At 49.8% G+C, this 26,353-nt stretch carries 33 protein-coding genes; 18 read left to right on the top strand and 15 right to left on the bottom strand.

Annotation, left to right across the window (positions count from 1 at the left end):
- Nucleotides 1–14: 14 nt before the first annotated feature.
- From SD10_RS09285 to SD10_RS09250, 8 genes are all read right to left on the bottom strand, one after another.
- Complete coding sequence (locus SD10_RS09285; RefSeq protein WP_046573553.1) at nt 15–3,317, bottom strand: SusC/RagA family TonB-linked outer membrane protein; 3,303 nt, start codon at nt 3,315–3,317, stop codon at nt 15–17.
- A 167-nt stretch (nt 3,318–3,484) separates the two neighbouring features.
- A complete protein-coding gene (gene recG, locus SD10_RS09280) occupies nt 3,485–5,593 on the bottom strand; it encodes an ATP-dependent DNA helicase RecG (RefSeq protein WP_046573552.1) in 2,109 nt (702 codons plus the stop codon).
- Nucleotides 5,594–5,761: 168 nt separating this feature from the next.
- Complete coding sequence (locus SD10_RS09275; RefSeq protein WP_046573551.1) at nt 5,762–7,198, bottom strand: DUF5723 family protein; 1,437 nt, start codon at nt 7,196–7,198, stop codon at nt 5,762–5,764.
- A 295-nt stretch (nt 7,199–7,493) separates the two neighbouring features.
- Complete coding sequence (locus tag SD10_RS09270) at nt 7,494–8,096, bottom strand: NifU family protein (protein ID WP_046573550.1); 603 nt, start codon at nt 8,094–8,096, stop codon at nt 7,494–7,496.
- 152 nt (nt 8,097–8,248) lie between these two features.
- Nucleotides 8,249–8,530, bottom strand: a complete 282-nt coding sequence (rpmA, locus tag SD10_RS09265) for a 50S ribosomal protein L27 (protein WP_046573549.1) — start codon at nt 8,528–8,530, stop codon at nt 8,249–8,251.
- A gap of 79 nt (nt 8,531–8,609) precedes the next feature.
- Complete coding sequence (rplU, locus tag SD10_RS09260) at nt 8,610–8,927, bottom strand: 50S ribosomal protein L21 (RefSeq protein WP_046573548.1); 318 nt, start codon at nt 8,925–8,927, stop codon at nt 8,610–8,612.
- Nucleotides 8,928–9,064: 137 nt separating this feature from the next.
- Entirely contained in the window at nt 9,065–9,826 is a 762-nt protein-coding gene (locus SD10_RS09255; RefSeq protein WP_046573547.1) for an HpcH/HpaI aldolase family protein, read from the bottom strand.
- Nucleotides 9,827–9,973: 147 nt separating this feature from the next.
- Nucleotides 9,974–10,876 carry a histone deacetylase family protein gene (locus SD10_RS09250; protein ID WP_046573546.1) on the bottom strand — a complete coding sequence of 301 codons (903 nt, stop codon included), beginning with the start codon at nt 10,874–10,876 and terminating at the stop codon, nt 9,974–9,976.
- Nucleotides 10,877–10,992: 116 nt separating this feature from the next.
- On the opposite strand from SD10_RS09250, the gene SD10_RS09245 reads away from it, so the two are divergent.
- The 3 genes from SD10_RS09245 to SD10_RS09235 all read left to right on the top strand — a co-directional run bounded on the left by SD10_RS09245 (nt 10,993) and on the right by SD10_RS09235 (nt 12,695).
- Nucleotides 10,993–11,742, top strand: coding sequence for an SDR family oxidoreductase (locus SD10_RS09245; protein WP_046573545.1), 750 nt, complete (start codon nt 10,993–10,995; stop codon nt 11,740–11,742).
- Nucleotides 11,743–11,893: 151 nt separating this feature from the next.
- Complete coding sequence (locus SD10_RS09240) at nt 11,894–12,334, top strand: hypothetical protein (protein ID WP_046573544.1); 441 nt, start codon at nt 11,894–11,896, stop codon at nt 12,332–12,334.
- A 55-nt stretch (nt 12,335–12,389) separates the two neighbouring features.
- Nucleotides 12,390–12,695 (top strand): hypothetical protein, encoded by a 306-nt coding sequence (locus tag SD10_RS09235; RefSeq protein ID WP_046573543.1) that lies wholly within the window; start codon nt 12,390–12,392, stop codon nt 12,693–12,695.
- Between the two features lie 147 nt (nt 12,696–12,842).
- On the opposite strand, the gene SD10_RS09230 is transcribed toward SD10_RS09235, so the two are convergent.
- Nucleotides 12,843–13,568, bottom strand: a complete 726-nt coding sequence (locus SD10_RS09230; protein ID WP_046573542.1) for a YciE/YciF ferroxidase family protein — start codon at nt 13,566–13,568, stop codon at nt 12,843–12,845.
- A gap of 326 nt (nt 13,569–13,894) precedes the next feature.
- On the opposite strand from SD10_RS09230, the gene SD10_RS09225 reads away from it, so the two are divergent.
- Complete coding sequence (locus SD10_RS09225; protein ID WP_046579279.1) at nt 13,895–15,130, top strand: PQQ-dependent sugar dehydrogenase; 1,236 nt, start codon at nt 13,895–13,897, stop codon at nt 15,128–15,130.
- A 203-nt stretch (nt 15,131–15,333) separates the two neighbouring features.
- Here SD10_RS09225 and SD10_RS09220 read toward each other — a convergent pair whose 3' ends face one another.
- Nucleotides 15,334–15,936 carry a hypothetical protein gene (locus SD10_RS09220; protein WP_046573541.1) on the bottom strand — a complete coding sequence of 201 codons (603 nt, stop codon included), beginning with the start codon at nt 15,934–15,936 and terminating at the stop codon, nt 15,334–15,336.
- A 113-nt stretch (nt 15,937–16,049) separates the two neighbouring features.
- On the opposite strand from SD10_RS09220, the gene SD10_RS09215 reads away from it, so the two are divergent.
- From SD10_RS09215 to SD10_RS09150, 14 genes are all read left to right on the top strand, one after another.
- A complete protein-coding gene (locus SD10_RS09215; RefSeq protein ID WP_046573540.1) occupies nt 16,050–16,313 on the top strand; it encodes a hypothetical protein in 264 nt (87 codons plus the stop codon).
- 138 nt (nt 16,314–16,451) lie between these two features.
- Complete coding sequence (locus SD10_RS09210; protein WP_046573539.1) at nt 16,452–16,772, top strand: hypothetical protein; 321 nt, start codon at nt 16,452–16,454, stop codon at nt 16,770–16,772.
- A gap of 42 nt (nt 16,773–16,814) precedes the next feature.
- The gene (locus tag SD10_RS09205) at nt 16,815–17,081 is read left to right on the top strand and encodes a hypothetical protein (RefSeq protein ID WP_046573538.1); all 267 of its coding nucleotides are present in this window, start codon (nt 16,815–16,817) and stop codon (nt 17,079–17,081) included.
- Complete coding sequence (locus tag SD10_RS09200) at nt 17,078–17,512, top strand: hypothetical protein (protein ID WP_046573537.1); 435 nt, start codon at nt 17,078–17,080, stop codon at nt 17,510–17,512. Before SD10_RS09205 ends, SD10_RS09200 begins: the two co-directional genes overlap by 4 nt.
- 149 nt (nt 17,513–17,661) lie before the next feature.
- Nucleotides 17,662–18,675, top strand: a complete 1,014-nt coding sequence (locus tag SD10_RS09195) for a helix-turn-helix domain-containing protein (protein ID WP_046573536.1) — start codon at nt 17,662–17,664, stop codon at nt 18,673–18,675.
- The gene (locus SD10_RS29640) at nt 18,638–19,351 is read left to right on the top strand and encodes a hypothetical protein (protein WP_046573535.1); all 714 of its coding nucleotides are present in this window, start codon (nt 18,638–18,640) and stop codon (nt 19,349–19,351) included. Before SD10_RS09195 ends, SD10_RS29640 begins: the two co-directional genes overlap by 38 nt.
- 8 nt (nt 19,352–19,359) lie before the next feature.
- Nucleotides 19,360–19,845 carry a hypothetical protein gene (locus tag SD10_RS09185; protein WP_148562412.1) on the top strand — a complete coding sequence of 162 codons (486 nt, stop codon included), beginning with the start codon at nt 19,360–19,362 and terminating at the stop codon, nt 19,843–19,845.
- A gap of 32 nt (nt 19,846–19,877) precedes the next feature.
- The gene (locus SD10_RS09180; RefSeq protein ID WP_046573533.1) at nt 19,878–20,489 is read left to right on the top strand and encodes a DUF4494 family protein; all 612 of its coding nucleotides are present in this window, start codon (nt 19,878–19,880) and stop codon (nt 20,487–20,489) included.
- Between the two features lie 76 nt (nt 20,490–20,565).
- The gene (locus SD10_RS09175) at nt 20,566–20,808 is read left to right on the top strand and encodes a hypothetical protein (protein ID WP_046573532.1); all 243 of its coding nucleotides are present in this window, start codon (nt 20,566–20,568) and stop codon (nt 20,806–20,808) included.
- Nucleotides 20,808–21,542, top strand: a complete 735-nt coding sequence (locus tag SD10_RS09170) for a DUF5131 family protein (protein WP_046573531.1) — start codon at nt 20,808–20,810, stop codon at nt 21,540–21,542. Before SD10_RS09175 ends, SD10_RS09170 begins: the two co-directional genes overlap by 1 nt.
- Nucleotides 21,539–22,228 carry a class I SAM-dependent methyltransferase gene (locus tag SD10_RS09165; RefSeq protein WP_046573530.1) on the top strand — a complete coding sequence of 230 codons (690 nt, stop codon included), beginning with the start codon at nt 21,539–21,541 and terminating at the stop codon, nt 22,226–22,228. Before SD10_RS09170 ends, SD10_RS09165 begins: the two co-directional genes overlap by 4 nt.
- Nucleotides 22,229–22,274: 46 nt before the next feature.
- On the top strand, nt 22,275–22,532 hold the full coding sequence (locus SD10_RS09160) for a hypothetical protein (protein WP_046573529.1): 258 nt from the start codon (nt 22,275–22,277) through the stop codon (nt 22,530–22,532).
- An 8-nt stretch (nt 22,533–22,540) separates the two neighbouring features.
- The gene (locus SD10_RS09155; protein WP_046573528.1) at nt 22,541–22,954 is read left to right on the top strand and encodes a hypothetical protein; all 414 of its coding nucleotides are present in this window, start codon (nt 22,541–22,543) and stop codon (nt 22,952–22,954) included.
- Between the two features lies 1 nt (nt 22,955).
- A complete protein-coding gene (locus tag SD10_RS09150) occupies nt 22,956–23,420 on the top strand; it encodes a hypothetical protein (RefSeq protein WP_046573527.1) in 465 nt (154 codons plus the stop codon).
- A 55-nt stretch (nt 23,421–23,475) separates the two neighbouring features.
- On the opposite strand, the gene SD10_RS09145 is transcribed toward SD10_RS09150, so the two are convergent.
- The 5 genes from SD10_RS09145 to SD10_RS09125 all read right to left on the bottom strand — a co-directional run bounded on the left by SD10_RS09145 (nt 23,476) and on the right by SD10_RS09125 (nt 26,349).
- On the bottom strand, nt 23,476–23,688 hold the full coding sequence (locus SD10_RS09145; RefSeq protein ID WP_046573526.1) for a hypothetical protein: 213 nt from the start codon (nt 23,686–23,688) through the stop codon (nt 23,476–23,478).
- 170 nt (nt 23,689–23,858) lie between these two features.
- Entirely contained in the window at nt 23,859–24,059 is a 201-nt protein-coding gene (locus tag SD10_RS09140; protein ID WP_046573525.1) for a hypothetical protein, read from the bottom strand.
- Between the two features lie 633 nt (nt 24,060–24,692).
- A complete protein-coding gene (locus SD10_RS09135; RefSeq protein ID WP_046573524.1) occupies nt 24,693–25,274 on the bottom strand; it encodes a glycoside hydrolase family 108 protein in 582 nt (193 codons plus the stop codon).
- On the bottom strand, nt 25,274–25,717 hold the full coding sequence (locus SD10_RS09130) for a hypothetical protein (protein WP_046573523.1): 444 nt from the start codon (nt 25,715–25,717) through the stop codon (nt 25,274–25,276). The genes SD10_RS09135 and SD10_RS09130 overlap by 1 nt, the downstream gene beginning before the upstream one ends.
- Nucleotides 25,714–26,349 (bottom strand): hypothetical protein, encoded by a 636-nt coding sequence (locus tag SD10_RS09125; RefSeq protein WP_046573522.1) that lies wholly within the window; start codon nt 26,347–26,349, stop codon nt 25,714–25,716. Before SD10_RS09125 ends, SD10_RS09130 begins: the two co-directional genes overlap by 4 nt.
- Nucleotides 26,350–26,353 lie beyond the last annotated feature (4 nt).

The following is a 26,353-nucleotide window of genomic DNA, read 5'->3' as shown; positions in this document are numbered from 1 at the left end:
ATCTGATTAATCTTTTAGAAACTAAGTGTTAAACCCGCATTGATCACCCGTGCCTGTGGGTAATACTGTCCCCCACTATTCGTCGATTCTGGATCAAATATGCCTTTCATGGCTGGTGCGTATGTGGCCAGATTCAAACCGTTTACGTACACCCGTAAGTTGTTCAGGCCAATCTTGTTGCCAAGAGCACTTGGCAGAGTATAGCCCAGCTCCAGGTTTTTCAGACGAACATAGTTCGTGCTGCGAATCCAGTAGGTAGTACCGTTGGAGAAGTACTGGTTGCTACGGTCCACAATGCGTGGGTCAACGGTGCTTGGGTTATCCACTGTCCAGCGGTGATCGTAGCTGTATTGCAGGAAGTTACCAATAGTACCCGACTCCGTTTGCAGGAAGATTTGTCCACCAGTCGAGCCCTGGAACAGGATGCTCAGGTCGAAGTTTTTGTAGCGGACACTGGCATTCAGACCACCCTGGAAACGGGGCTGGTTGTTGCGGTCGGCTCGTACACGGTCGTTTGCATCAATCTTGCCATTGCCATCGATGTCTTTCAGCTTCATATCGCCAGGACGCAGCAAGCTAGCGCCTACACCACTGTAATCCAGCTTGTTGGCGTCAATATCGGCCTGTGTAGCGAAAATACCATCATACTGATACATCAAAGTACCGTTGGCATTGTTCGGGTTGTTCACGTCGGTTGGGATTGGCTTACCCGTTGACCGCTGCCACTCAGGCGCTCCCGGTGTTTCGTCCCAGAACGTAATGGTGTTCTTCGCATAGCCACCGTTTACACTAACGCTATACTTGAAGTCGCCAGCCTGTCCGTTGTAACCCACCCGGAATTCATACCCTTTGTTAGTAACCTTACCGATGTTGGTAGCGGGCAAGGTAGCTCCCGTTGTTTGCGGGATGGATGCACTCTTGCGCCATAGGATGTTCGACCGCTTGTTCTGGAACACGTCGAACTCGAAGAATACTTTCCCATTGAGCAAAGAGCCTTCCAGACCGATGTCTGCATTGTTGGCTACTTCCCAGGTCAGTGACGTATTTGGAACGCCATTCTCATAGAGCGTCTGCGATACCTGATTGTTTATCACATAGCCCCAGTTTGAGTTGGCACGGTCGCCGTAGGCATACGTTGGCAGGTAATCGTACTCTCGTAAAGCCCCGTTGAAATACACCTGATCATTACCCAGCTGACCCCAGGATGCCCGTAGTTTCAGAGAGCTAACTATTGGCGCAGCTTTCTTAAAGAAGTTCTCTTCCGAAATGCGCCAGCCCGCCGTCACGCCGGGGAAGAAACCCCAACGGCTCGAACGAGGAAACATATACGAACCATCATACCGACCCAGGAACTCAACCAGATAGCGCTCTTTATAATTATAGGCAGCCCGGCCAAAGTAGCTCATACGAGCCCGCTGCCAGATTGGCGTTTGGGTAGGATCATTGGTAGCCACCTGCTGGGAGCTTCCGCCGGCAAACAACTGATCGATGGCCGTCGAGTTAAAGTACTGGCGGAAACCCCGGAAACCGTTCGAATTGGACTGTTCTTTCGTAATACCTGCCAGCAAGGTGACGGCATGGCTTGCGCCAAACGTATGGTCGTAGGATAAAATACCAGACAGCAGTGAGTTGAACTGATCGTTCGTGTACTGATTAAGGGTCGATTGAGCGGGTCCTTTTTGTACGCGCTGAAGAAGCGGTTCTTTCGTTGTCGGATCGTAGGAGGTATAATCCCAGCTATACACGAACCAGGGCGTCTGCCACTTTTTGCCTTGCTGAATGTATTTGTCCAACGCAACGCTGGCGGTCAGTTTCAAGCCCGGTACCCATGGATTGGTAATGTTTAAGCTGGCATTGCTTTGCAGATAATACCGGGTATCTCTATCGTACCCTGTCGCGCTGGTCGAAACCAGTACGGGCTGCTGCCCGTTCTCAATATCAGGAGCGGGTAAGCCATTGGGCCAGAAAGCTGGTTTGTTTGGATAGCCCCGTGCCAGCATCCGGAAAATGTCACCAGCACCAACGGTTGGGAAGAAACGATTTTCCTGACGACCCACGACGCCTGTCACTAAGTTGATATACTTACTGATTTTGGCATCTAGATTCAGACGAAAGTCATACTGTTTGTACCCCGTAGCCGAGTTTTTGTAATAAGCATCCTGGTTTTGGTAGTTGACGGAGGTCAGGTACTTGATGTTTTCCGAACCACCCACCAGCTGCAACGTATGGCGCGACTGTGGAGACCAGGTTTTCAGCGCTGCGCCGAACCAATCGGTATTCGGGTGTCCCCAGGGATCAGAACCATCCTGAAACTTCTTGATATCGTCGGGCGAGTAGGCCGCTTTAACGACTAGTCCATTGTCAGGACGAGTGTAGCTTCCAGTGGCGTTGAAAGCCGCATTGGCATCTTTCCAATACCCAGCAGGCAGGTTATTGTACAGGTTGATTTCGTTGTTCAACTGAGCATATTCAGCCGCCGTGGCCATTTTAGGAACAACAGTCGGTTGGCCAAAGCCTTGGTTGAAGCTGTATGACAACTCCGGCTTACCACTCTTACCCCGTTTGGTCGTTACCAGAATTACCCCGTTGGCAGCCCGTGAGCCGTAGATAGCTGCCGAGGCATCTTTCAGGACTGACATGCTTTCAATATCCGCCGGGTTCAGGCGGTCGATACCCCCAGCCCGCGCGGGCACACCATCGATAACGATCAGCGCATCGTTGTTCCCCAGCGTATTAGAGCCCCGGATACGAATGGCAGCGCCATCATAGCCCGGCTCACCACTATTATTGGTGGCAATAACGCCTGGCATCCGGCCAGCAATGGAGTTACTCAGGTTCATCGCTGGCGACTTAACCAGATCGGTGCCTTTTACAGTAGCAACGGCACCCGTTACGGTTTCTTTCTTCTGCTCACCGTATCCGACAACAACGACTTCGTTCAACATCTTATCGTCCGAAGCGAGCGTAATGTTGATGGTGCTGCGATTGTTAACGGGTATTTCCTGGCTCAGGAAGCCAATGTAGGAAAAGACCAGTGTCTCATTGCCCCGAGCCAGATTTAGCGAGTAATCTCCCTGAGCAGCTGACACCGTACCTGTTGTGGTTCCTTTAACCACAATGCTGACACCAGGCAGGGCCAGGCCCTGGGCATCAACGACTTTACCGGACACCTTGGTTTGGGCGAAAGCCCCCACCGAGCCGAGCAGACCGAGCAGGAACAACGAGCAGAACACTACTTGCCGTAGCCAGATCGCGTTTGATAGAAAGGCTCCTTCGTGTTGAACGAAGACCTTTCTCTGGGTAAATATTTTTTGCATGGACAACCTGTTTTTAATAGAGATTATTAACAGGTTAAAGTCAGGTTAGTGAGGGTTTTTACTCACTGTTTCTTATCCTATCCATATCTTTTTTTAACATTTTTTAGCGGTATTTCACAATTATTAAGATAAAATCAACCTAGCCAGTCAGTTATGATCTCATTAGCTTATGAAATTCGTCCCCAATTATTTTCGGTTTGCTTGAGTCCGTCAACGTGATTGCGGATGGGCGCGTGTTGAGGAAGGAGGAGTTCAGGGTCTTCGGCCAGAATGGCTTGTGCCGACTCGCGGGCAGCTGTCAGAATCGCACCATCTTTGGCCAGATCGGCAATCATTAAATCCATCACGCCACTCTGCTGGGTACCCGTTAAATCGCCGGGCCCCCGCAGTTGCAGATCCACATCGGCAATTTCGAAACCGTTATTGGTACGCACCATCGTTTCGAGCCGGGTGCGGGTATCGCTGCTGAGTTTGTAGCCGGTCATCATGATGCAATAAGACTGGTCAGAGCCCCGCCCTACCCGCCCGCGCAACTGATGCAGTTGCGATAGACCAAATCGCTCGGCGCTTTCAATAACCATTACGCTGGCATTGGGCACGTTAACCCCTACTTCTATGACTGTCGTAGCGACCAGAATATGGGTTTCGTGTTTCAGAAACCGCTTCATCTCATCATCTTTTTCGTAGGCCAGCATCTTCCCGTGCAGCATGCCAATCTCGTATTTTGGCCGGGGGAAGGCCCGCTGCATGCTTTCGAACCCATCCATCAGATCTTTGTAATCCAGCTTCTCCGATTCTTCGATCAGCGGATATACGACATACACCTGCCGACCAAGTTCAATTTGCTGCCGCATAAACCCAAACACTTCAGACCGGTGCTTATCGTACTTATGCACCGTTTTAATGGGCTTTCTGCCTTTGGGTAGTTCATCAATAGTCGATACATCGAGGTTGCCATACAGGGTCATGGCCAGCGTACGCGGAATGGGCGTAGCGGTCATAACCAGAATATGGGGCGGTACCGTTTCGTTTTTACGCCACAGTTTGGCCCGCTGGGCTACTCCAAACCGGTGCTGTTCGTCGATGATGCACAAGCCCAGGTTTTTGTACTGAACGGCATCTTCCAGAAGCGCATGCGTACCTACCAGAATGTGCATCTTACCCGACTGAAGTTCGTCGTGCAGCACAACCCGGCGTTTTTTATTAGTCGATCCCGTCAGAATACCCAAATTGAGGCCCATAGCCTCGGCAAAGGGCTTTAGTCCATTGTAGTGCTGATCGGCCAGGATTTCGGTTGGTGCCATGAGGCAGGCCTGCGCACCGTTGCCAATGGCCATCAGACACGCAATGAAGGCGACAATGGTTTTGCCACTGCCCACATCGCCCTGCAGGAGCCGGTTCATCTGCTTACCCGTCAGAAAATCGGCGTAAATTTCTTTAATTACCCGCTGCTGGGCCCCCGTCAATTCAAACGGTAGAAGTTCTTTGTAGAAGTGCTTCATCAGCGACGTGTCCCGGAAAATCTGCCCCGGAAACTCTTCCTTCTGAATCAGCTTATTTTTAATTAGCCGTAGCTGGTTGTAGAATAACTCCTCAAATTTTAGTCGACGCTGCGCCTGTTTCAGCCAAGCCTGGTTTTGCGGCAAGTGGATGTTCCACATGGCTTCCCGCTTGCCAATCAGCCGATATTGCTGAATAAGAGAGTCCGGCAGCGTTTCGCGAATGTGCGTCCAGGATTGCTCCAGCAACAGGCGCATGACCTTACCCAGAACTTTGCTGTCGAGGTGGCGCTTGCGAAGCTTTTCGGTGAGGTTGTAAACAGGAAAGAAACCGGGCTCATTTTCAGAGGGCGTATTCGCATTTTCCAGCTCTGGATGAACAATACTGAACTGGCCGTTAAATGACTGCGGCTTGCCATATACGATGTATTCACCATCGCGCCGGAGCGATTTCTCCAGATAGGTTATGCTCTGAAACCAAACCAGGCTCATCGAGCCCGTACCATCGGTAAAGGTAGCGACAAGACGCTTCTTAGGGCCTTCACCTTCCAGATACCAGTCCCGGAGCCGGCCGCGAATCTGGGCCGATGGCATGGAATCCATCAATTCGCTGATGGTGTAGTAGCGCGTTCGGTCGTCGTAGCGAAAAGGGTAGTATTGAATCAGGTCGCCATAGGTAAACAGGTTCAGCTCTTTGTTGAGCAGTTCCGTGCGCTGTGGCCCCAACCCCTTCAGGTAAAGTAGCGGTGTGTCGAAAAAAGTAGCTCGTTCGGTCATAACAGACCTTTCTATGCAATTTTGTACGGTATAAAAGTAGTTAGTCAGCCGCTGAAAATAGAATATGCCAAAGGGCCTTATCCCCGGTTAACGTACTACCTTGTCGAGGGCTGCCAACAACGAAAAAGCAGCCCCTGATCAAATTTACGCAAAAAGAGCATTAAATTATCAACGATCGTATCGTTCGTCATTGGCTCGGCCAATGCCAAAAGCTATCCCAAGGTAGAGATCCAGACCGCGTGGCTTGATGCTATTGGAGCTGCTTCCCAGTAATCCCAGCAGGTTATCGCTTCCAAGCCAGCCCGGCCCCACCCGCACCGAAGCGCCGGCTGTCAGGCCACCATTGAGATAAGCAATCGGAGCGGCTAAGCTTAACCAGCGCGCATCATAGCGGGGCGTAACAGCAAACAGCGACGGCTGGTGAATAGCCGTTGCCTGCATCGACCGTAGGTCTTGCAGATATGTCACGTTGATACCCAATCCACCCGGCAGTTGATAATCAGCCGAGAGGTTTAACGAAGTCGGTAAGCCAGCATTGAACCGTTGACTGTCTGGAGTACGACCTGTATTCAATCTATTCTGGATAACCTGGGCAATACCCTGTGGACCACTGATCTGATTGAAATCACTTCCTCTGAACTGTGCTGGACTGGCTCCCAAATCGTTATAGTTGTACTTAGGTCCGGTGTAGGTAAGTCCACCAATATCCGTCACGGCGACCCCGATTTGCAACGCAGGACTATCTTCGTCGTATTGGTCGACATAAGTTAGCCCAACATCCAGTCCCAGCCCCTTGCCAGGTGCCGCCGTATTGAACAGCGTCTGCGGATTCAGGCTGCGGTTTTCCAGAAAAGTTGTATAAGCCAGGGTCGCATCCAGTTTATTCACTTCCAATAGGGCACTGCTGGAATTGTTCGGATCTGTGACAATGCGGTAATTCAACCCTCTGTTAATAAGCTGCTGCGCATTATAACCGAGCAGAAATTTAGCGGTTGCACCAAGCAGAAGTTTCCGGCCGTCACCTTCCAGGATCGCCCCGGCATAGGTTAGCCCCAACTCGGCATACGTGTTCGTGTTGGCGCTGAATTTGTTATCGTTGCTGGGAACGCTGTAAAAAGCCCCATCGCTCAAACTCGCCCGAAGCGCTGACAGTAACGATTCGGAGGCACCAACGACCTGCCCCACAGCCCGGAAGCGTGTTGTGACCGCAAACGCACTGCTCTGGCCCGTCTTTATCAGGAAAGCGGGGCCCCGCACTTCGCCCCAGATTGTGCCGTTTTTAGCCCGCCCGTTCAACATTTCCCGTGTGTAATCAGACGAAAACTTGATGGACCCGTCAGCACTTTTATATTGGGGGGGTACAGTGCCCGTAATCAAACGCAGTAATGAAAAAGGAGCCTGATACCGAACGTAGTTATTGTCTACGTGACCATTGCCCGTAAAAACATTCAGGTAAAATTTTGACGGGGAATCGGCTGCCAGGGCCGGGTTTATATAAAGTCGATTAGTTCCTCCATACCGACTGGTAGAGATACCGAGTAAGTTTTGCGAAAAACTAGTTATGGATATGAGTAGAGTTGACAGTAAAGCAAACGAATACCTCATGCAGTTACGATTTGAATGGCAAGTGAACTGCAAAGTAAACGGCAATCGGCAAGCCTGAGTTACTAAAAATAGAATTATTTTGATTTATCGGTTCGGACTGAAGCAATAAGTAGTCTAATTTTCAATAACTTACCTACTTTGGTTATTTTTCATCATAGCAGAAAACGTACATCAACCCAAGGCTTGAACTACTGGAACATGCTTAAAACAATAGCTGTGGTTTCGATGACCTTAAATAGATCATCGAAACCACAGCTCAGTACACATGCGCCGGTCATCCGGCGAAGGATTGGCTTTAAACGCCCTCTGCTTCTACCAGTTTAACCTCGGGTACCAGACGGGTCAACAGGTTTTCGATACCTGATTTAAGGGTCAGGGTGGATGATGGGCAACCGCTGCAGGAACCTTGTAACAATACCTTTACGGTTCCACTCGGCTCATCGAATGAATAAAAGCTGATGGCCCCTCCATCCGACTCGACGGCCGGTTTGATGTATTGATCCAGCACCGCTTTTATCTTCTGGACTGTTTCAGAATCCATGTCCAACTTGGTCGTGTTGGTCTCTACGGTTCGTTGCGAGAAGATAGGTTTCTGCTCGCCAAAGTAGTCTTTAAGAAAGAGTTTGACTTCCAGCAACACATCATCCCAATCGGTTTCGTCGTCCTTTGTGACGGTTACAAAGTTGCCCGATATGAACACCCGGCGCACAAAGTCAAACCCGAACAGAGCAACCGTTAATGGAGAGGCTTTTCCATCAAGCAAGGCATCACCTGGGGTAGCATAATCGAACGACAGTCCCTCGGGAACCAGTTCAAAATTAACGACGAACTTCATGGAGTTCGGATTGGGGCTTCCTTCCGTAAAAATGGATACGGGACGGCTTAGCGTAGGATTCATCGGCAAAAATGTTTTCTGTTTACGGATACGTCAAGCGGTATTCGCACAGACGTAACAGTGGCTGCGTTTTTTTAGTTTTTACGCACAAAAAAACCGCTCAACATTCATTGAGCGGTTTTCAAAAAGCCGTAATGGATCGGCTTATAGCTTTTTTAAGCAGCTACTTCAACCGCAGCGGTTTCTGCTGGGATGATATCCACGTACGAGCGGCTATCGCGGCCCGGACGGAATTTCACCGTACCCGCTACCAGCGCGAATAGCGTATAGTCTTTACCTAAACCGACATTTTTGCCGGGGTGGTGTTTCGTACCGCGCTGACGGACGATGATGTTACCTGGAATAGCCGACTGGCCACCGAACAACTTAACACCCAGCCGCTTGCTTTGCGAATCACGGCCGTTTCTGGAACTACCTACACCTTTCTTGTGTGCCATTTTCTGAAAAAGTTTGTTGTTTGTGGTTTGTAGCTTGAGGTTACAGAAACCTAGTTTACAAAGTACAAACTTCTAAAAACTAGAGGGTTATGTCTTCGATCATGACCTTCGTCAAGTACTGACGGTGGCCGTTTTTCTTTTTGTATCCTTTCCGGCGTTTTTTCTTGAAGATGATAACCTTCTCGCCCTTAAGGTGTTCGACTATTTTAGCCGATACTGTCGCTCCTGCGACAGTTGGAGCACCAACGGTAATGCTCCCTTCGTTGTCAACAAGGAGAATTTTCACCTTGTCGGAGGCAAGTGCAGCGTCCACGTCACCTTCTAACCGGTGGGTATAGATATGGCGACCCTTCTGGATCTTGAATTGCTGCCCTGCGATCTCTACGATTGCGTACATGTGTTTGTATGAAATTGGAAATGAGGCTGCAAAGGTAGAAAAAAAAGTGAAGAGTTAAGAATGAAAAGAGAAGAATAATTCACGGAAACACTAATTATTCCTCACTTTTCATTCTTAACTCTTCACTGCTCACTCCCTTACCCTCTCCCTTTCATAAAATCCGTCGAGGCTGTTTTTAACAAACCAGCGAATGAGTTCAGGCAGAACAGGACACCCCGATCAATCAAGGCTCTGGCCTGATCGCCAGTGGCAGCTGTGGTACCGGCAATGCGCCCAGCCTTTCTGATTTTTTCGACTACACCGGCAATAGTTCGTTTTACCTCGTCATGGCCGGGTCCATCATAGTAGCCCATGCTCATGGCCAGATCGCGGGGACCAATGACAAATCCATCGATTCCTTCCACGGTTAGTAAATCGTCGAGATTGTCAATGGCTTCCTTGTCTTCAATTTGAGCCAGTACCAGCACCTGCTCGTTAGCAAACGCAACGAACTCGCCCTGGTTCATGCTGCCCAGCAGGTAATCATTGGCGCGCACGGGCGCAAAACCACGGGCACCCACGGGCGGATAATAGACAGCCTGCACCAGCGCTTCGGCTTCGGCAACCGTGCTAATGGCAGGCATCATGATGCCCATTACGCCCGCATCTAAGAACTGAAGGATCAGTTTGGGGTCGTTACTCCGAACGCGGGCCAGTGCCGTGATGCCACTTAATTCGCAGGCTCGTACAATGTTCTGTACCTCAGATGTAGTGACGGAACTGTGTTCTCCATCGATCATGTAAAAATCCAGTCCCGAATAACCACACAATTCGGCCACGGTCGGATCATTACTATTAGACAGCACACCCAAAACGGGCTGATTATTTTTAAGTCTGGTTTTAACGATATTTTGCTTCATGTCCTATGTAAAACGAACGCAATGCCCCGTTTTACTACGTTTCAGTAGACGAATTTTTAAGCGAGCAAGATACAACCGAATTAACGCGAAATAAACGGTAGGTAGTCAAGCAGTATCTTGGCTCAGTTAATTAAGACTGCTTTTCCATCAAAAAAACAGATCGGCAGCTACGCGGAACGTATTACAATGGGCTTCGACAATATCGGTCAGGCGGGGCGAGTAACCGCCACCCATTGAGACAGCAATCGGCAAGCCATGTTTGATTGCCTGTTCGAATACGAAAATATCCCGCTGTTTGCACCCATCCCGACTTACGCTCAATTTACCCAGCCGGTCAGAAGCCAGAATATCGACGCCCGATACATAAAACAAAAAATCGGGTTGCACTTGCCGAATCAGGCCGGGCAAAAGGTCATATAGCGTGTTTAGGTAGACGTCGTCGGTTGTACCGGTCGGCAGATTAATGTCCAGATCGGATTGCTCTTTTTTGAGCGGATAATTGTCTTGCCCTTGCATGCTGAATGTAAAAACCCGGGGTTCGTGCTGAAACATGCAGGCGGTTCCGTTTCCCTGATGCACATCCAGGTCGATCACCAGAATCTGCCGGGACTGTCCGGCTTCAAGCAGGTAATGGGCTGCCACACCGACATCGTTGAGCATACAGAATCCCTCGCCCCGATCCGGGAACGCATGATGCGTGCCGCCCGCAATATTCATGGCCACGCCATCCCGACGGGCAAGCTGCGTACAGTCAATTGTCCCCTGGGTAATAATCCATTCACGCTCAATCAATTCGGGCGTTAACGGAAACCCAATCCGACGCATCATTTTGGCGTCGACTGTGCCCGTTTTCAGCGCCTGTACATAATCCGGCGTATGAACACCCAGCACCCATCGGTCGTCGACGGGCGTAGGACCGAAGAAATTAGCCTGCGTGCAGGTTCCCTCATAAAGCAGTTGTTCGTGGATCAATTCGTACTTGAGCATGGGAAACCGGTGCCCTTCAGGCAACCGGAGCCGGTACACCGGCGAAAACGCAATCTGAAGCATAGCAGCAAAAATAGCCCGGCCCGTTCGATAAAGTTACGCTTAAGTTAACCGGCGGGGGTAGTGTTGTGTTACCAAAACCGCGTAGTTTGGCCATTCGATGCGTTTATCCAACTTGTATGAAAACAGCGATCATTACGGGCGGAGGTCAGGGTATTGGCCGTGTGACCGCGCAGTATTTACTGACGCACGGCTATCGGGTAGCCATCTGGGAGGCTGATACAGATGCCCTTGCCGAACTTCGCGAAGCATTCAAAGCCTCGTCGGCGCAAATTCTATTTGTCTCCTGCGATGTCTCTAGTGAAATCAACGTAAAGAAAGCTACGGAACAGACGGTTGCTCATTTTGGTCAGATTGACACCCTCATTAACAATGCCGCCATCATGGTTGAAAAGTCGCTTGACAAACTAACCCTGGATGAGTGGAACCGCGTGATTGGCACCAATTTAACCGGACCCTTTCTCTGCGCGAAACATACCGCTCCGTTTCTGGCCGCCCAAAAAGGCTGCATTATTAACATTGGTTCTACCCGAGCGTTTCAATCCGAGCCGGATACGTTTGCTTACTCAGCCAGTAAAGGTGGCATTGTGGCGCTGACCCATTCATTAGCGATTAGCCTGGGCCCCGATGTGCGGGTTAACGCAATCAGTCCCGGATGGATCGATGTATCGGTACTTAAGAAAAAAGCGAAAGCAAAAATGGATGAACTCAGTCCGGAAGATAATGCACAGCACCCGGCTGGTCGGGTAGGTCAGGCCGATGATATAGCCCGAATGATTCTGTTCCTGATAGCGCCTGAAAACAGCTTTATCACCGGCCAGAACTTTGTGGTCGACGGCGGGATGACCCGAAAAATGATCTACGTATAGAAACATAGTATACCAGATTAAAACATACCTGCTCCTACGGGGTTTATCTACGATGATGTGGTTTGGCCATACTTCGGTTATCACCATCCGCAAAATTCAGTGAATACAATACGTTGTCATAACCATATACCTGTTTTGTCCTTCATCAGCTATGAATATAGAACTCTCTACTGCCTCCCAAACGGCTCCCCTCGAAGTAATCGACTTGCAGGTATCCTCCCGCCGAACGGCTGGCAGATCAATACTCTCGCTCCGGTTCCTTTGCCGTAACGACCGCCACTTCGATCACTTGCACATGCCGGAATTGTCGTGGTTTGATGCCAACCAGCTCCAGCGGTTTTCACAGGATTTGTCGATGGCGCAGCACCCTGAGACCTGCCAGACGGATTTGCTGGATGCAGGTCTACGACTGACGGGCTCTGTTCGACGATTGGCGGGCACCTGGACCACAGGGAGGACCGTCCGCATCGAGCCGTTACCTTCGTCGGCCAACCAGTTTACGCCTTTTACCATCCATGCATCGCACCTCGATGTAAAAACCTATGCGGGTAAGTTACACAGTCGTCTGTGGGAATTATTTACAAAAGGTTAAACGAAGTGCCTGATGGCTCATTCGCTACCAGGCCCCCCTTTGATAGTCAACACTTATGGAAAACATGAATCAGGATTCAACGATTGGGTCGACAACTGGCGGAACCGCCCAAACGCCGGACGACAGCATTTTGATCAATCAGGATTACAACCCGGCCGATCTGGCGGGGGATGTGAACGCTCCCCCAACCACACCGACCGATGAGGAGGAAGCCGCCACGGGAAATGATGGAACAGGAGCGGCATCAGGTAGTCCAAACATGGAAGTCGATCGCTCCAATTATGGCAATGGCGATACCTTAGGCAACAATGACGGTACAGAGCCCGATCCTGAATGGACCGACCCTGCCATCAATAGTTAGTTCACGCTTGACAAAGAGCATTTAGTAACTCCAAGGTCTGTGTCCTCACAGACCTTGGCTGTTATAGGAACATGATTTGATCGAATAGAACACAGAAAAGCGGCATACCACGTTCTGGTATGCCGCTTTTCTGTGTTCTATTCGATCTTACAGCGAACGGGAACCGCCTAGCAGACTATCGTCTGACGAGGTATATCCTGTTCCTGATGTTGTTGAACCATATCCCGCAGATGTCGTATTATCACTATAGCGGGTACCGTCAGCATTGACGGATGTGTTGTACTGATCAGCGTACTGTGTTGAGCCGGAGTTAGACGAATTGTCATCTTCCGAAGCAGCCCGCTGGTTAATAAACGACTCAGCCAACTGCGTTAGCTTGCGGTCAGTATTCTTCTCTTCTTCGAGCGTTTGCTGCAACAGGCGAGCAGCATCCGAATAGCCTAATACTTTAGCCAGCGTTACGGCCGATCCGTAAGCAGCAATTTCGTGGTGCTCGATTTTCTGTCCGGCTATGATCAAACCTGCATCACGCGTCAGTGAACCCGACTCAGTGTTCGCCACTACCGTTTGCGCGTCATCGACCAGGCCATCTATTGCCGCACATGTCTTGTCATCGACGTCAGCACCGACACTCCGGAACACATCTTCCAGACGGGCAACCTGACCTCGGGTTTCTTCCTGATGCTGAAGAAACGCATTTCTTACTTCATCTGTAGTTGATGCGTCAGCTTGCTCACCAAGCGCGTCGACAGCTTGTTTTTCGGCGTAATAAATGCCGCGCAGTTCATTGATAAAAAGACCATTCAGACCTTCCCGTGTGTCATTATCACTACCACTAAAAAAATTGGCGATTTGAGTTCCTAAAGAAGCCATGTTATCTGTTAGTTAAAGATTTAAACGTTGAATTCGATCACCAAGTGAACCAAAACCATGCCATGTGCTGATAGTGTGGAGGTTAGCTATCTTGTATGAATAATAGTGGATATGTTTTTCCACAGATTTTGTAGAGTATTAGTCCAAATTCCCGTTTTCGCAACTCAATCTCGTCTGAGACAGTGCTTTGGTTTTCAGATGAAGGCTTGAACATGAACAGCCTTTTCCTGTTCTGAAGATATTAATTGCTTTTTAATGAAGACGGGCTCATCCGTATTTCTTGAAAACCAATACAAAATTCAACGTTAATGAAAACCAACGTCAACATGAAAAACGTAGTCAAACCACTGATTCTGTCGGGGCTAGTCGCTACCACACTACTAATTTCCTGCAGTAAAGATGAGGTGTACGATGCTCAGATTCCGGAAACGAATCAACAACCTACCACCGCCCAGGTACAGGGTAATGTTTTTGAACCGGCTCTGGTGCAGGCCACTGATGCACGCATCGCGCAACTCAAGCTACCGGCTGGTTTCAGTATCGCTAAGTTTGCCGACCAGCTTGGCAAACCCCGAATGTTAACCGTCAGTGAAACCGGAAATGTGTATGTAACAAGCCGCGAAGCGGGGACCGTTACCTTACTTCGTGACACCAATAACGATGGACAGGCAGACCAGAAACAAGTGGTGGCAACCATCAAAGATGTGCATGGTCTGACCATTTATTCCGGCAAAATGTACTTGGTGGCCATTCACGAAGTGTACTCGGCCACTATCAATGCCGATGGTACGCTGGGAACCCCTCAACAACTAATTGGCAATTTACCAGACGCCGGTCAACACCCGAATCGCACAATTGCTTTTGGACCAGATGGCTTTATGTACATTACGGTAGGAAGTACCTGCAATGCCTGCGCCGACTCGAATCCAGAAAATGCGACCATCTTACGGGCTAATCCAGATGGAACCGGCCGCCGGATTTTCGCTAAGGGGTTACGCAATACCATTGGCTTCGGTTGGCACCCAGAAACGAAAGAGCTCTATGGTTTCGATCACGGCATTGACTGGCTGGGCGACGAGCAGCAGAAAGAAGAACTAAATATTATCAAGGACGGCGCATTCTATGGCTGGCCTTACATATATGGCGATGGAAACTACAATCCTCATCCCAGACCGATGGGCGATACAACCTACGCGCAAATCCTGGCAAAAACTACGCTCCCTGTGTTGCAGTACGATGCGCATGCGGCCCCTCTGGGTATGGTCTTTTACACAGCAAGCGCCAGTGCTGCCAGCGGTTTCCCGGCTGAGTACCAGAACGACGCCTTCGCTACGATGCGCGGCTCCTGGAATCGCAGCCAGCCCTCCGGGTATAACGTCGTGCGGGTACATTTTGAGGGAGGGAAACCCGTTCGAATCGACAATCTGGTAACCGGTTTTGTGGTCGACAATAATCAGGCTCAGTTTGGCCGCCCAGTGGGCATCACCACCATGCCGGATGGGTCCCTCCTATTCTCCGACGACAATAACGGTATTGTGTACCGTGTGAGTTATAAAAAATAAATTTCAGGCATAAAAAAAGCCCACCTTTTCAGGTGGGCTTTTTAGTCATTGGACAGTGACCGATACGGGAACAAAAAACAATCGTTAATTCCTGATTATCAAAGCCCCTTTTTACTAACATTCGGGGTGTGCGCGAAAGTGTGTGCAAAACCCCCTATTTTCTTCCACGAATCAGGCCAATTGCCTAATCTGACCGTTAACGCTTAGGGCTGACGTCGCATTGGATAAGGCCAGGTGCGGCTCATCGGCCGAACGCTGGTAAAGGGAATTTTTATCATCGAATTTTCGACTTTTTTGATTCCCCAGTTTAATCCAATAGCTAACTGCTTGCCCCGAGTGGGATCGTTAACGGACTCACTTTTTGACCCCTCCATATCCTTTTTGAGTTGGTCGCCTACCATGCTTCGCAATATCTCGACCGTCTGACGGAGCAATTCGTTTTCCCTCTTTAGCCCGGCATTCTCAACCTCTAATAACTTGGTTTCGCTAGTCGATACCGGCGACTCCGTATGAGCTGGGTAATCGGGGGCACGCTCCTCGCCAGCCGTAACGGCCACTGGCCTCGATTTCGCCCGGCGAACGCCAGACATCACCCAATCCATATCATAGTCAGGATAAGCAGCCGACATTTTGCGATGTATCTCAGCGGTGACGGATGAATTTCGCCCTCCCTTGGTCAGATAATACAGTGTCTGCCGGAGAATGCCCGTCCGTTCTGCTATTTCGGTCAGATCGGGTTTTATGCCAAGAAACTCAACAAACCGTTGCCGTTGCCGCTCTTTTTCTTCATTTGGCTTTTTTTCCATATACGTATGATTTTATATAACATTTCCCTTGCATTTTGATAACATTTGTTATATTTGCATCATTAATACTATTAACATAGGCAAAACAAACATTAAACAAATATAACGGAAATATGAAAAAGCCCGCAACAATTAAGTACGCAGAAGGCGATATAAAGCTATTAAGCGGCAAAATTCGTGCTTCTACGTATATGAAGGAAGTTCAGGCGGTGTTAAATCGGCGTGGAATTGTTAAATCTGATAACTATGTATCGCAAGTTGTAACGGGACAATTTTACTATGAGCCGGTCTGGGATGCCGTGGTCGAGGTACTCAATGCGCGAAAAATCGAGAAACAGGTCCGATCAGCGCTGGTTGCTCAAGCAGTAGTCGATTGATGCTAAAAATTTTTGCCTTTTTTTATAACATTTGTTATGTATTTGAATAACATTTGTTACATTTGAATCGTTAAACAAAACAGGCCCCGCTGCCGGGAAGCAAGAACGGGGCCTATCAAAATTCAACCACGTAAAATTATGCAAGTTTTAACGACTCCCCAAGCCCCTACGCTCTTCGAAATGGATCTGGAGCGGGATTTCTCACCCCTCGACGAAGCCCTCGAAGCGGCCCGGCCCTACGGCTGCAAAAGCATCGAGTTTATCGACGATAACCGCAAGCGCGGCTACCGGGCGCTGGAGTACAAAGTCCAGGTCGTTGCCGGCCATGAACACGACGAGGACGGATGGAGCCCCAAGTATGAGCCTCACACGATTAGTGTCGGCGTTCGGTCGAGAATGTCAATCGACTCCATCGTATTCCTGCTCCTCGGCGAAATCAATCACCTCATCGCGTCCTAATCCTCACCGCCCGGCGATGAGCCGGGCTAACTCCTTTTCGTCATGGTAATGCTGAAATTTTGGGCTGCTGTCTCTCTGCTTTTAATTCTCCTCAACATCATTCGGTACCGCTATCAACTGGGCGTCTTTTTTCGCGAGCAGTTCCCCCGTCCGCTCGACTGGCCGGTCTGGGTGTACCGTTTACGGCGCTGGATTCGTATCGAGTGGCAAGCGATCCGTAATCGGAGGGCTGAGGTTGCCGGTATTCTTTTTGTCATCACGGTCCTCGTGCTGCTTGCCTTCGGCCTTATCGCGACCAGCCCAGCATGAAGACGCTCCACGCCCTGGCCAGACGCGAGGCTCACCAGTTTATCGAACTTTTCTGGCACGAATTACCCAAAGGCTGGCTCGACAATCTCGAACACAATCAATTCGACTTAGAACTACGCTTGGCCGGATTTGATGTCAGGATGTTCGAGCGCAAACTAACCGGCCTTGCCCTGTACAACGAAGCCCGCAAACGCGCCGAAACGATCTACCAGGATGATTTCAAGCAGTCGACGCATAACCGGCGCGACTGGGCTTTTTACCGCTTTCGGCTCGAACTGGCGCTCCTGCGGACGACGAACGCGGACAATCAGACGCTACTGCACTGCTACGCCTATCACGACGCTATGGCCTCGCTGGCGGCTCGGCTCGATCTGGACAGAGAACGGCCCGACTGGAGTTTTGACGGACCCAGCCGTGAAACACCCTTTTAACCCCTACCCCTATGCACATTCCTAAACACGAACCCGGCCCAGAAGTGGGTGTCATACTCACGCTCGGCCTGTTCTGCGTCGCTGGCGTCGCTCTACTGCTCATCGCGGCCGCGATGCTCTAACGATTACTGAAGCCTACTACTTGATTTATGGATTCTCTTTGGATTAGTCCCGACATCATGGAACTCAAGCGGACACCCGTTGAGAAGATGCTATTTGCCCGCATCTGTTACCGGGCCGGTATCGCTGCGGATGGTGTATGTCGTGACTCCAATCCTGAACTCGCCAGCGCGGTTTGTATTCATCCGCAAAGCGTCACGGATCTGGTTAAGGCGCTGGCTAAAAGTGGCCTTTTGACCTCTGACCCAAACCAGAAAAAAGGCAACAAACGGGAGATTACCCCTATAAGGAAATTCCTTACACCCTATAAGGAAAGGGCGGATAGGTATAAGGAAAAAACGGATAGTAAACGGTCCAAATCTGCGCCTGCTGACGACTATAAGGAAATTCCTGATAGCCCCTCTAAGGAATTTCCTTATAGTCCCGGTGAGCTACAAGGAAATTCCTTAGAGGGTATAAGTCAAATCCTTGGAGGGTATAAGGAAATTCCTGATAGTCTATATAAGGATACAAAACCTTATAAAACTTTAGAAAACTTAAACGCGGAAAACGACGTGGCCGCGAATGACTGTTTTGTCGAATTAGAAGAAAAAAAAGGGCAGGCCCTAACCCCCAGTTCCGCCCGCCCCCCTTCCCCAAAACCGATACCCATACCAGCCGGGAAAGTCTACGGCGACGGCGTGTTGCAGGCCGATGTGGTCACCTACTACACCCAGTTCCCCGATCAGTTCCCGCTGCACATCTACCTGCCTTTCCTGCGGTACTGGACGAGCAAAAACCAGAAAGGCGACCCGGTTCAGATCGGCGTCGAAAAATGGCGAACCCAAAATCAGTGGGACATCGAAATACGACTCAATTCCTGGAATGAACGTGACATCAAAAAAGCCTTAGAAAATCAACCTCAACATGGAAACCAACCTGCAACCAACCCAAACGGCTATACCGGTTCAGCCCACGCCAACCGCTACGGAAGTGCAGACTACGAAACAGCCTTCAATCTCGTTGATGCCCTTGCTAAAGCGGGTGGTCTCAACGGACGATAAGATCGGGACGGCCCTCGCGCAACGTCAGCCCGACGAGGTTGCCCATCTCCAGCAGGTTCGGGCCGGTCACATTATGGCCGTTGGTATTGGCCTGGCTGGCATTACAGCCAACGGACTACCTCATGTCCTCAAACATGGTACTCAGCTTTCAGTCATTTGCAAAACGGAAGAGGTTGTTTTGCTCAAAGCGCTGATCGTGCTGATCGGCCTAACCAACGACGCATTGAATGTGCCCCGGATGAGTGCGGGCCAAATGCTCGATGCCGCCCGGCACATTACTAAGTCCTTCTGGTATTTCAAACCCGAGGAAATCGCCTATGCGTTCGACCAGGGCCGCTCCGGCCGCTATGGGAAAGTGTACAACCGGCTTGATCTGGAAATTCTGGAAGGCTGGCTACTGGCTTACGATACGACCGAGCGACTTGCCCTTTGTGAACGTGGACGGAGCGAGGAGCAGCATCAGAACGAAAACGACAACCGGCTCTCGGTCGAAGCGGTTCGGCAAAGCTATCAGCGTTTCGCGGACGGCGAACCCACACTCCAGCAGAAAAGAGAGACTCAGAAACGACTGGAGGACCAACAGGAGCGACGGGAGCGGCATAACTACCACAATTTCAAGGAGCAGTATTTCGCCAGCAAAACAAGTAGTGAACCTCAAGACGAAACCGACCAATGAGCTACCAAATGCCTATAAACCGCAAAAAGCGTCGCTACGTGATCGGCATAGATCCCGACAAAAACGATTCGGGTTACGCTGTTTATGACCGCCAACTCGGCCGGTTCGTCATGCACGTCGCGTTCGACTTCACTTCGTTACAGGAAGCCTGCTTTGAGCTAGATAAGGAAGATAGCGAATTCTTCGTTGAGGCTGGCTGGCTCAATAAGGGCATGCACAAGCGCAAAAAAGAAAGCCTGCCCAAAGACTTCGAGAAATGGAGTGCAGCGGCTCGCGAGGGCTATATGTTTCAACGAGGTGTCGACGTGGGCACCAACTTCGGCGCGGGCTTCGCCATTATCCACGTCCTGAGAGCCAACGGCTATACCGTCAATCTGTATCACCCCAAAGTCGATAAATGGGACGCTCAAATGTGCCAACTCTATACCGGCGTCAGTGCCCGGATTAATCAGGACGTTCGCGACGCGATACGGGCCGCTTTTCTGAATCTGTAACCCCAATTTTCAACTGTAAACCCCTGTCAATTATGCTTACCTGGTACCAATCGAAAGTCAAATACGAAATCGAGGCCAACGAAAAGCGGAAGATGATTTCGGAACTCTATTTATATGAAGCCGTCAACTTTGGCGACGTTGAATTGCAATGTTACGAACACCTGAAAAGTCGCATTAAAGACCCTGACGTCGACGCAATCAACAAGGCCCCCTTCTCGGCTGTCGTTTTCTATTCAGGAACAACGGACGAATGGCTAACTGACCCATTTTACCGAATCGGTATCAAGTGGGGTGACGATAAGGATTTGTATTTGATACCGGCAAGAGATCCGGAGCAGGCTATCGAACGGGCATTAAAGTATCACGGAAGCGCTGAAAAAATACACGTTAACGAAATCAAAAAAACCGAGATACTGGCCGTCTGGCATCCGCACAATGAATTGTGGCAAGGCGATTGGCATAACCGGATGGAACGGCTCAAACTTGCCCATAAACACAGTCCTGACTACAATCAGACCGAAATGTTCGATACGGACGGTAAGGCCAATCAGGAGGGATCGACCGCCAAAACTGATGCCCGTCGAACAAAAAAGAGCGTCACGATCACTTTCCGAAAACACAACGGCGACCCGGTCGACGCCTAACGATACTAATGTGAATGCACTGATTCAGCACTGACCAGGTGTTTTTCGCCTGGTCAGTCTCTACCCACTGCCCGCTATGACCAAGCCACACCACAGCGTACCGCTCGCCGATAAAGAAAACCTCAAAGCCTTTCTGTCGAGCTTTTACAGCATCGGTCAGCTACACATTATCTACTGCACACTGACCGATAAAAGCCCGTATCCGGATATGACCGAACATGAACGGAGCATCAGAACCGAGGCCGTGCGCGAACTACTGGGCATCAAACCACCAATCGAAATCGAAGCGAAACCCGATAAATCCAAAAAACGGAAATAATGGCCGAATCATCTATTGAATGGACTCAGCAGACCTGGAACCCAACCGTAGGCTGTACCAAAATATCACAGGGCTGTAAGTTTTGCTATGCCGAAATTATGCACAAACGTTTACAGGGGATGGGTAAGGTTACCGGCTTTGAGAAGTATAAAGCCGACTTTAAAACGGTACTCCCCTACCGCGACCATCTGGATTTGCCGCTCAAGCGAAAAACGCCAACGACCTATTTTGTCAACTCCATGAGCGATCTGTTTCACGAAGATTTGCCGCTGGCTTACATCGTGGATGTGTTTCGGGTAATGACGTTCGCCCGTTGGCATACGTTTCAGGTACTAACCAAGCGGGCTGACCGGCTCAAAACGGATGGCCAACTACTTTTTTGGCCGGATAACGTGTGGATGGGCGTATCGGTCGAAAGTGACAAGCACCTTGACCGCATTGATGCTTTACGGACTACCGGCGCAAAGATTAAGTTTCTCTCACTGGAGCCGCTTTTAGGGCCACTGCCAAACCTCAATCTTGCGGGCATTGACTGGGTCATCGTCGGTGGTGAAAGTGGCCTAAAGCCGCGCCCTATCCGGCCGGAGTGGGTAGACGATATTCGTCAGCAATGCGAAGCGGCCGGCGTGGCTTTTTTCTTTAAACAGTGGGGCGGTACGAATAAGAAAGCCGCTGGTCGGCTACTCAATGGACGTACCTATGATGAAATGCCTGTAAACACCGTACCAGCATGACCGACCTGTTTAACCATCCCATTGCTCCGCTCGTCGAGAGAAAACCCAAACCTACCCGGCCCGGTCAGCAGCTACAGATTGCGCCCGAAATCAAGTCCATCGCTTTCGATCAGGACGAGATTCTACAGTCGATTCTGACGCTATATGTTGCCGGCAACACATTCGACTGCGACGCGACCTACGGCTACGGCGAGTTTTATAAGGCCATTGCCCGCCCTCGCTACTGCTTTGACATCGCGCCCAAAAAACCCGAAGCCGTGATCGGAGATTCTCGGGCCTTGCCGCTGGGTGATCGGAGTATCAAATCGTTGATGTTTGATCCGCCCTTTGTGGTGTCCAATCACAAGGAGTCTGAAGAGTACGTAATGAGCCAGAAGTACGGCGGCTACCGGACTATTACCGAGCTGAGGGAGCATTACAGAAAGTCTCTCGTCGAGTTTGCCCGCGTGGTTAAACCACGCGGAATCGTGGTCTTCAAATGTCAGGACTTCGTACACGGCCGGAGTAATTACTTTATCCACGACGAGGTATTGTCTCTGGCCAAGGATGCAGGCTTTAAAGCGGTCGATCTGTTCATCCTGTTTGCCCGTAACCGCTTTCGTGGCCAGGTGCATAAGCAAAACCACGCCCGCAAGTTTCATTCCTATTTCTGGGTATTTCGTCGCAATCAAAAACAACGCTCCTGATCAGGAGCCTAACCCGCCAGGTCCAGCGAATGGATCAACAACGCATATGCCAAAAAACCCAAAATTTAACCTCGATTATCAGTACGCGCTGTACCTGAAGCGCATTAAACTCGACGAGGCTACGATGCACGAAGAACAGAAACGACAACTCAAGCAGGCGTTTTACGGCGCTTGTGGTCAGTTGCTCGTCCTGTTTCGCGACGACGTGGCCGCGCTATCGGAACGCGAAGCGGTCGGCATTTTAGAGAGCCTGCATAAGCAGACGGTAGCCTTTTGGGAGAACGAACTCAGAAACCTTAAATAGCCCAACGCATGATACTTGGATTCAGAACGACCCATAAGGGCAGACCGACCGGCTTCGTTGAGAAGATCAACAGCGGACAGAAAATCCACACGCTGCGGGAAGACAAAAACCAGCGCTGGAGAGCCGGTCGACACATTGAATTTGCAACCGGTGTCCGGACGAAGCAGTATAGCCAGTTTAAAAACGACACATGCAAAAGCACTCAGCGAGTTTTTATGAGCATGGGTCAAGTCCGCCTAGAAATCTCTATCGACGATACATATCTATATCCACCTGACATAAAAGAGCTTGCCATAAATGACGGATTTGATACGGTGGAAGACTTTTACAACTGGTTTGTTCCCTTAGTTCAAGAGGCCGAGAAAGACGGCAAACACGGATTACCCCTTCGCCTAATCCACTGGACCGATAAACGCTACTAACATGGCCAAACACGCAAATTTTCAGGAAGTCAATACAACCTTGTTTGATCAGCACGGCGTCGAATACCCCGTCTGGATTCGTGAAACCAAGCTCGGCCAGCAAGACACGATTGAGGTTATTTCGGGCTGGCAGTTGAGCGAAAAAGAACTGGAGTTTTTCAACGAAACCGGCATCGTCTTTTTTCGGGCCGTTGGCGGTCAGCCGCCTTGTGAGATACTCTGGGCCGATCCAGTCGAATTCGAGGGCCAAAATGCTGTCTACACGCACGAAGCCTGTTACGATCTACCCACGCACAGAGCTGAGACAGTGATCAACGGTAGGTCAACGTTTACCGTTACGTCGGCCTGGCAACTTAATAGAGAGGGTCGCGAGGAGGTACGCAAAAACGGCGGTATAATCTTTTTGCGCGTCGTCGGCGGACAGCCGGTTGTCGAGGTGTTTGGGATTAATCCGATTGAAGGTTAAGTCAAGGCCGAATAAAAATGAGCCCAGTCATTGTGGCTGGGCTCATTTTACTTAACTAACCTCGTTTGGTATTTCCTGCAATTATTTCAAGCAATTCCGTCTGCCTTGTCAATTGCTCTAAAATTGAGCCAAGTAGCTCTTTATTCTCACTGGTCAATTCTCTTAATTCTGAAAGATAGCTGCGACTATACCAGAGACGCTCTTCAGTTTCATCAAGCTTGCGGAATATATTCTTCAAATTTTCATTTACTTCTGTAAAGTCTGCCATCCTAATTCGTGTTTACGTTTTGTGTTAGACCTATAAAACGAGACCTGCAGGATTATAATTCAAAATTTCACAGAAACGCCCAGCCTCATCAAAGGCTGGGCGTTTTGCTATTGCAATAAGCCTATAAATCAATCAACTGGCCGAACTGGTTGGGGTCAATCCGATTGAGTCTATCTGATTAATCCCTGCGCCTGAAGTTGGGGTAAATAGGTTTCGCGCTGCTTTTCGTGTAGTATATCCCATTGCCTGATAGCCTCGTCGGCCTGTTGCTCGGTTATGATTGCCCAGCCAACGCCCGTTGTACGACGAAAAAAGGTCTTACCCACCCTCAGGTAAATGAAACTATTGGAGTTGTTATACCAGTCATGCATAGGGCAAAGGTACTTGTGCGACTCTCAACGTGTGGAATAAATGTGCATTAATTGTGGCATAATTGTGCTACAATTGTGCTACAATTGTGATGTATTTTTGATTGAAGGAAGTACTTTTGTAAAAGTTTATAGGGTGAGGCCATAAAAAAGCCCCGTATTTACGAGAAACACAGGGCTTAGTACACCGTATTTCTTATTCCTTATCGCTGTGATTCAGCCAATAATCGAATAAGATCAAAAAAAACCTAATCGCATAATCCTTAAACTTACCAGGGTCGCGGGGATTTGCATTAGTTGTCGGGGGCGTTCCAAAAGATCGTCTTCTGGAGGGGCGAAGCACATAGCTTCGCCTTCTTCGTTTTGATTCCATCAAATTAGAGAACGATATGTCCTGAGTAATATCAAGACTGTCAAAAATACCCATTCCTGTAGACTCTGCAATGTCATGTTATCAAATAAAACCCCTAATCATTTTAGAGCAAAATATAATTTGCTGATTGTTAGCTTATTAACTTGGGGTTTACTTGGCCAAATATTGGGGAACGGTACATATTGCTTTGCTGGATAAAATAAAAAGTCCGGCCTCATCAAAGGGCCGGACTTTTCGTCTTCCAGTAAACCCAATAAAACAACTTATGCCGCCATGACGACTCTTGAGAGCCAGGCATAAAAGAATACCTCCTGGGACTCGTCCTCATCTGCAATTTTTTCGTAATGCTTAAACTGATACCCGTTAAGCGTCTTCAGTAACGCTTTGGGTTGCGGATGCCCGTTGGTGAGCGCAAGCGTTTGAGGCCCGACAATCCCATCGACGGCAATGTTTGGATATAGCCGCCCGACCTTATTTAGTTTGTTGAGACTCTTTTGTAACATGATAGCAGCCGTATTCTCTCCACAGTTGACGGCCGTATCGAATAGCTCCGTTGCAATCGCCTGATCGTTGAACTGGTCGAGCTTATTGACGTCCCAGTAGTTTAGTTTGTAGAACTTTTTAACGTTGTCCTGCAAGGCTACGTCGGCGGCTAGAATTCGATTTATAACGTCCGTATCGCCAGACTGACGCATCGCATTTCTAACCTGTATCCATCCGGGCCAATTTGGCCAATCGCGGCTCGTAATACCCTTGTAGGTCAATCCGCCCTTATCTGACGGATGATTGGCTAAACCGCCCTCGTTGCCCATCGTATAGGCAAACGCAATCAAAAAATTAGCCATTAGAGGATAATGTTTAGGGTGATATAGGCGGCTGCAACGGCTCCAAGGACGGCCAGACCATCTCGGGCCTTACGGAGTTGCCTGCCCGCCCACGTTTTAGGCTGTTTGCCATCAACGGCCGCTACTTTGGCCTCGGCTTTATCGGCCCGCGCCGTCGCCGTATTGCGCTGCTCGGTGAGTGACACAATCGTTTTGTTCGCCTGGGTGCGGATGGCCTCACTCGACGAGTCGGCCAGCGACACACGTACTTTCAGCGTTTTGATTGTCTCGCTACGGGCCGCGAGCAGGGCATCCTGCTCATTGACCAGCCGGTTTAAAATCACGTTGTCGTGGGCGAGCGTATCGCAATAGGTTTGCGCTCTGGCCATCGAATGAAGCAGGCTACCGGCTACGAACAACAGGCCCGAGACGATCCATAATAGGAGTTTGGCTTGCTTGCTCATGGGGCTTTCTGTTTCTGTTTTTGCAGGTTCGTATTCATCCGGTGTTGCTGGAGACTCAGCGTCGACAGCCCGTCGCGGATCTCGCTCGCCCCCTGGTCGCTTTTTTGCCAGAGTTCCGATTTGGTTGCCTCGACCGTTTTGGCGAGCATCGTATCGCTTTTGGCCAGGGTATCGAGCTTAGTTTCGATCTTGCTGATTTTGGCCTTGTTCTGCTTCTGACCAACGGCGATGGTATCCATCTTAGTCGATACTTTCTCGATGACCTTTTCGGCCTTTTGGCTCCGGTAGTTATCAAACGACCAGATGATGAGTGTAAATAGCAGAATCGCGCCGAATAGGTAGGCGAGCCGGGTGCCGGTCTTGACCCGGTTGGTTTCGGGTTTTACGAAATCGGCATAAGCCTCAAAGCCGCCCGATATGGACAGCAGAATAAACGTCAGGCCGAGGCTATTGGTCTGCCATTGAACATACGGCACATAGCGGACGCAAACTAGGCTTAGAAACGTCGAAAAGGTGAGGGCATACAGAATGCCGTTATACGCCTTGCTCGCGGCGTGAGTTGTAAAACAAGTGGCTAAAAACGAGCCCGTCGCGACGAGTAATCCGAGTTGAAGAATTGCGGTATTTTCCATTTGA

The sequence above is a fragment of the Spirosoma radiotolerans genome (assembly GCF_000974425.1).
GTDB lineage: Bacteria > Bacteroidota > Bacteroidia > Cytophagales > Spirosomataceae > Spirosoma > Spirosoma radiotolerans.
The sequence above is the reverse complement of the archived record's forward strand: the minus strand, read 5'-3'. Positions and strand labels throughout refer to the sequence as shown.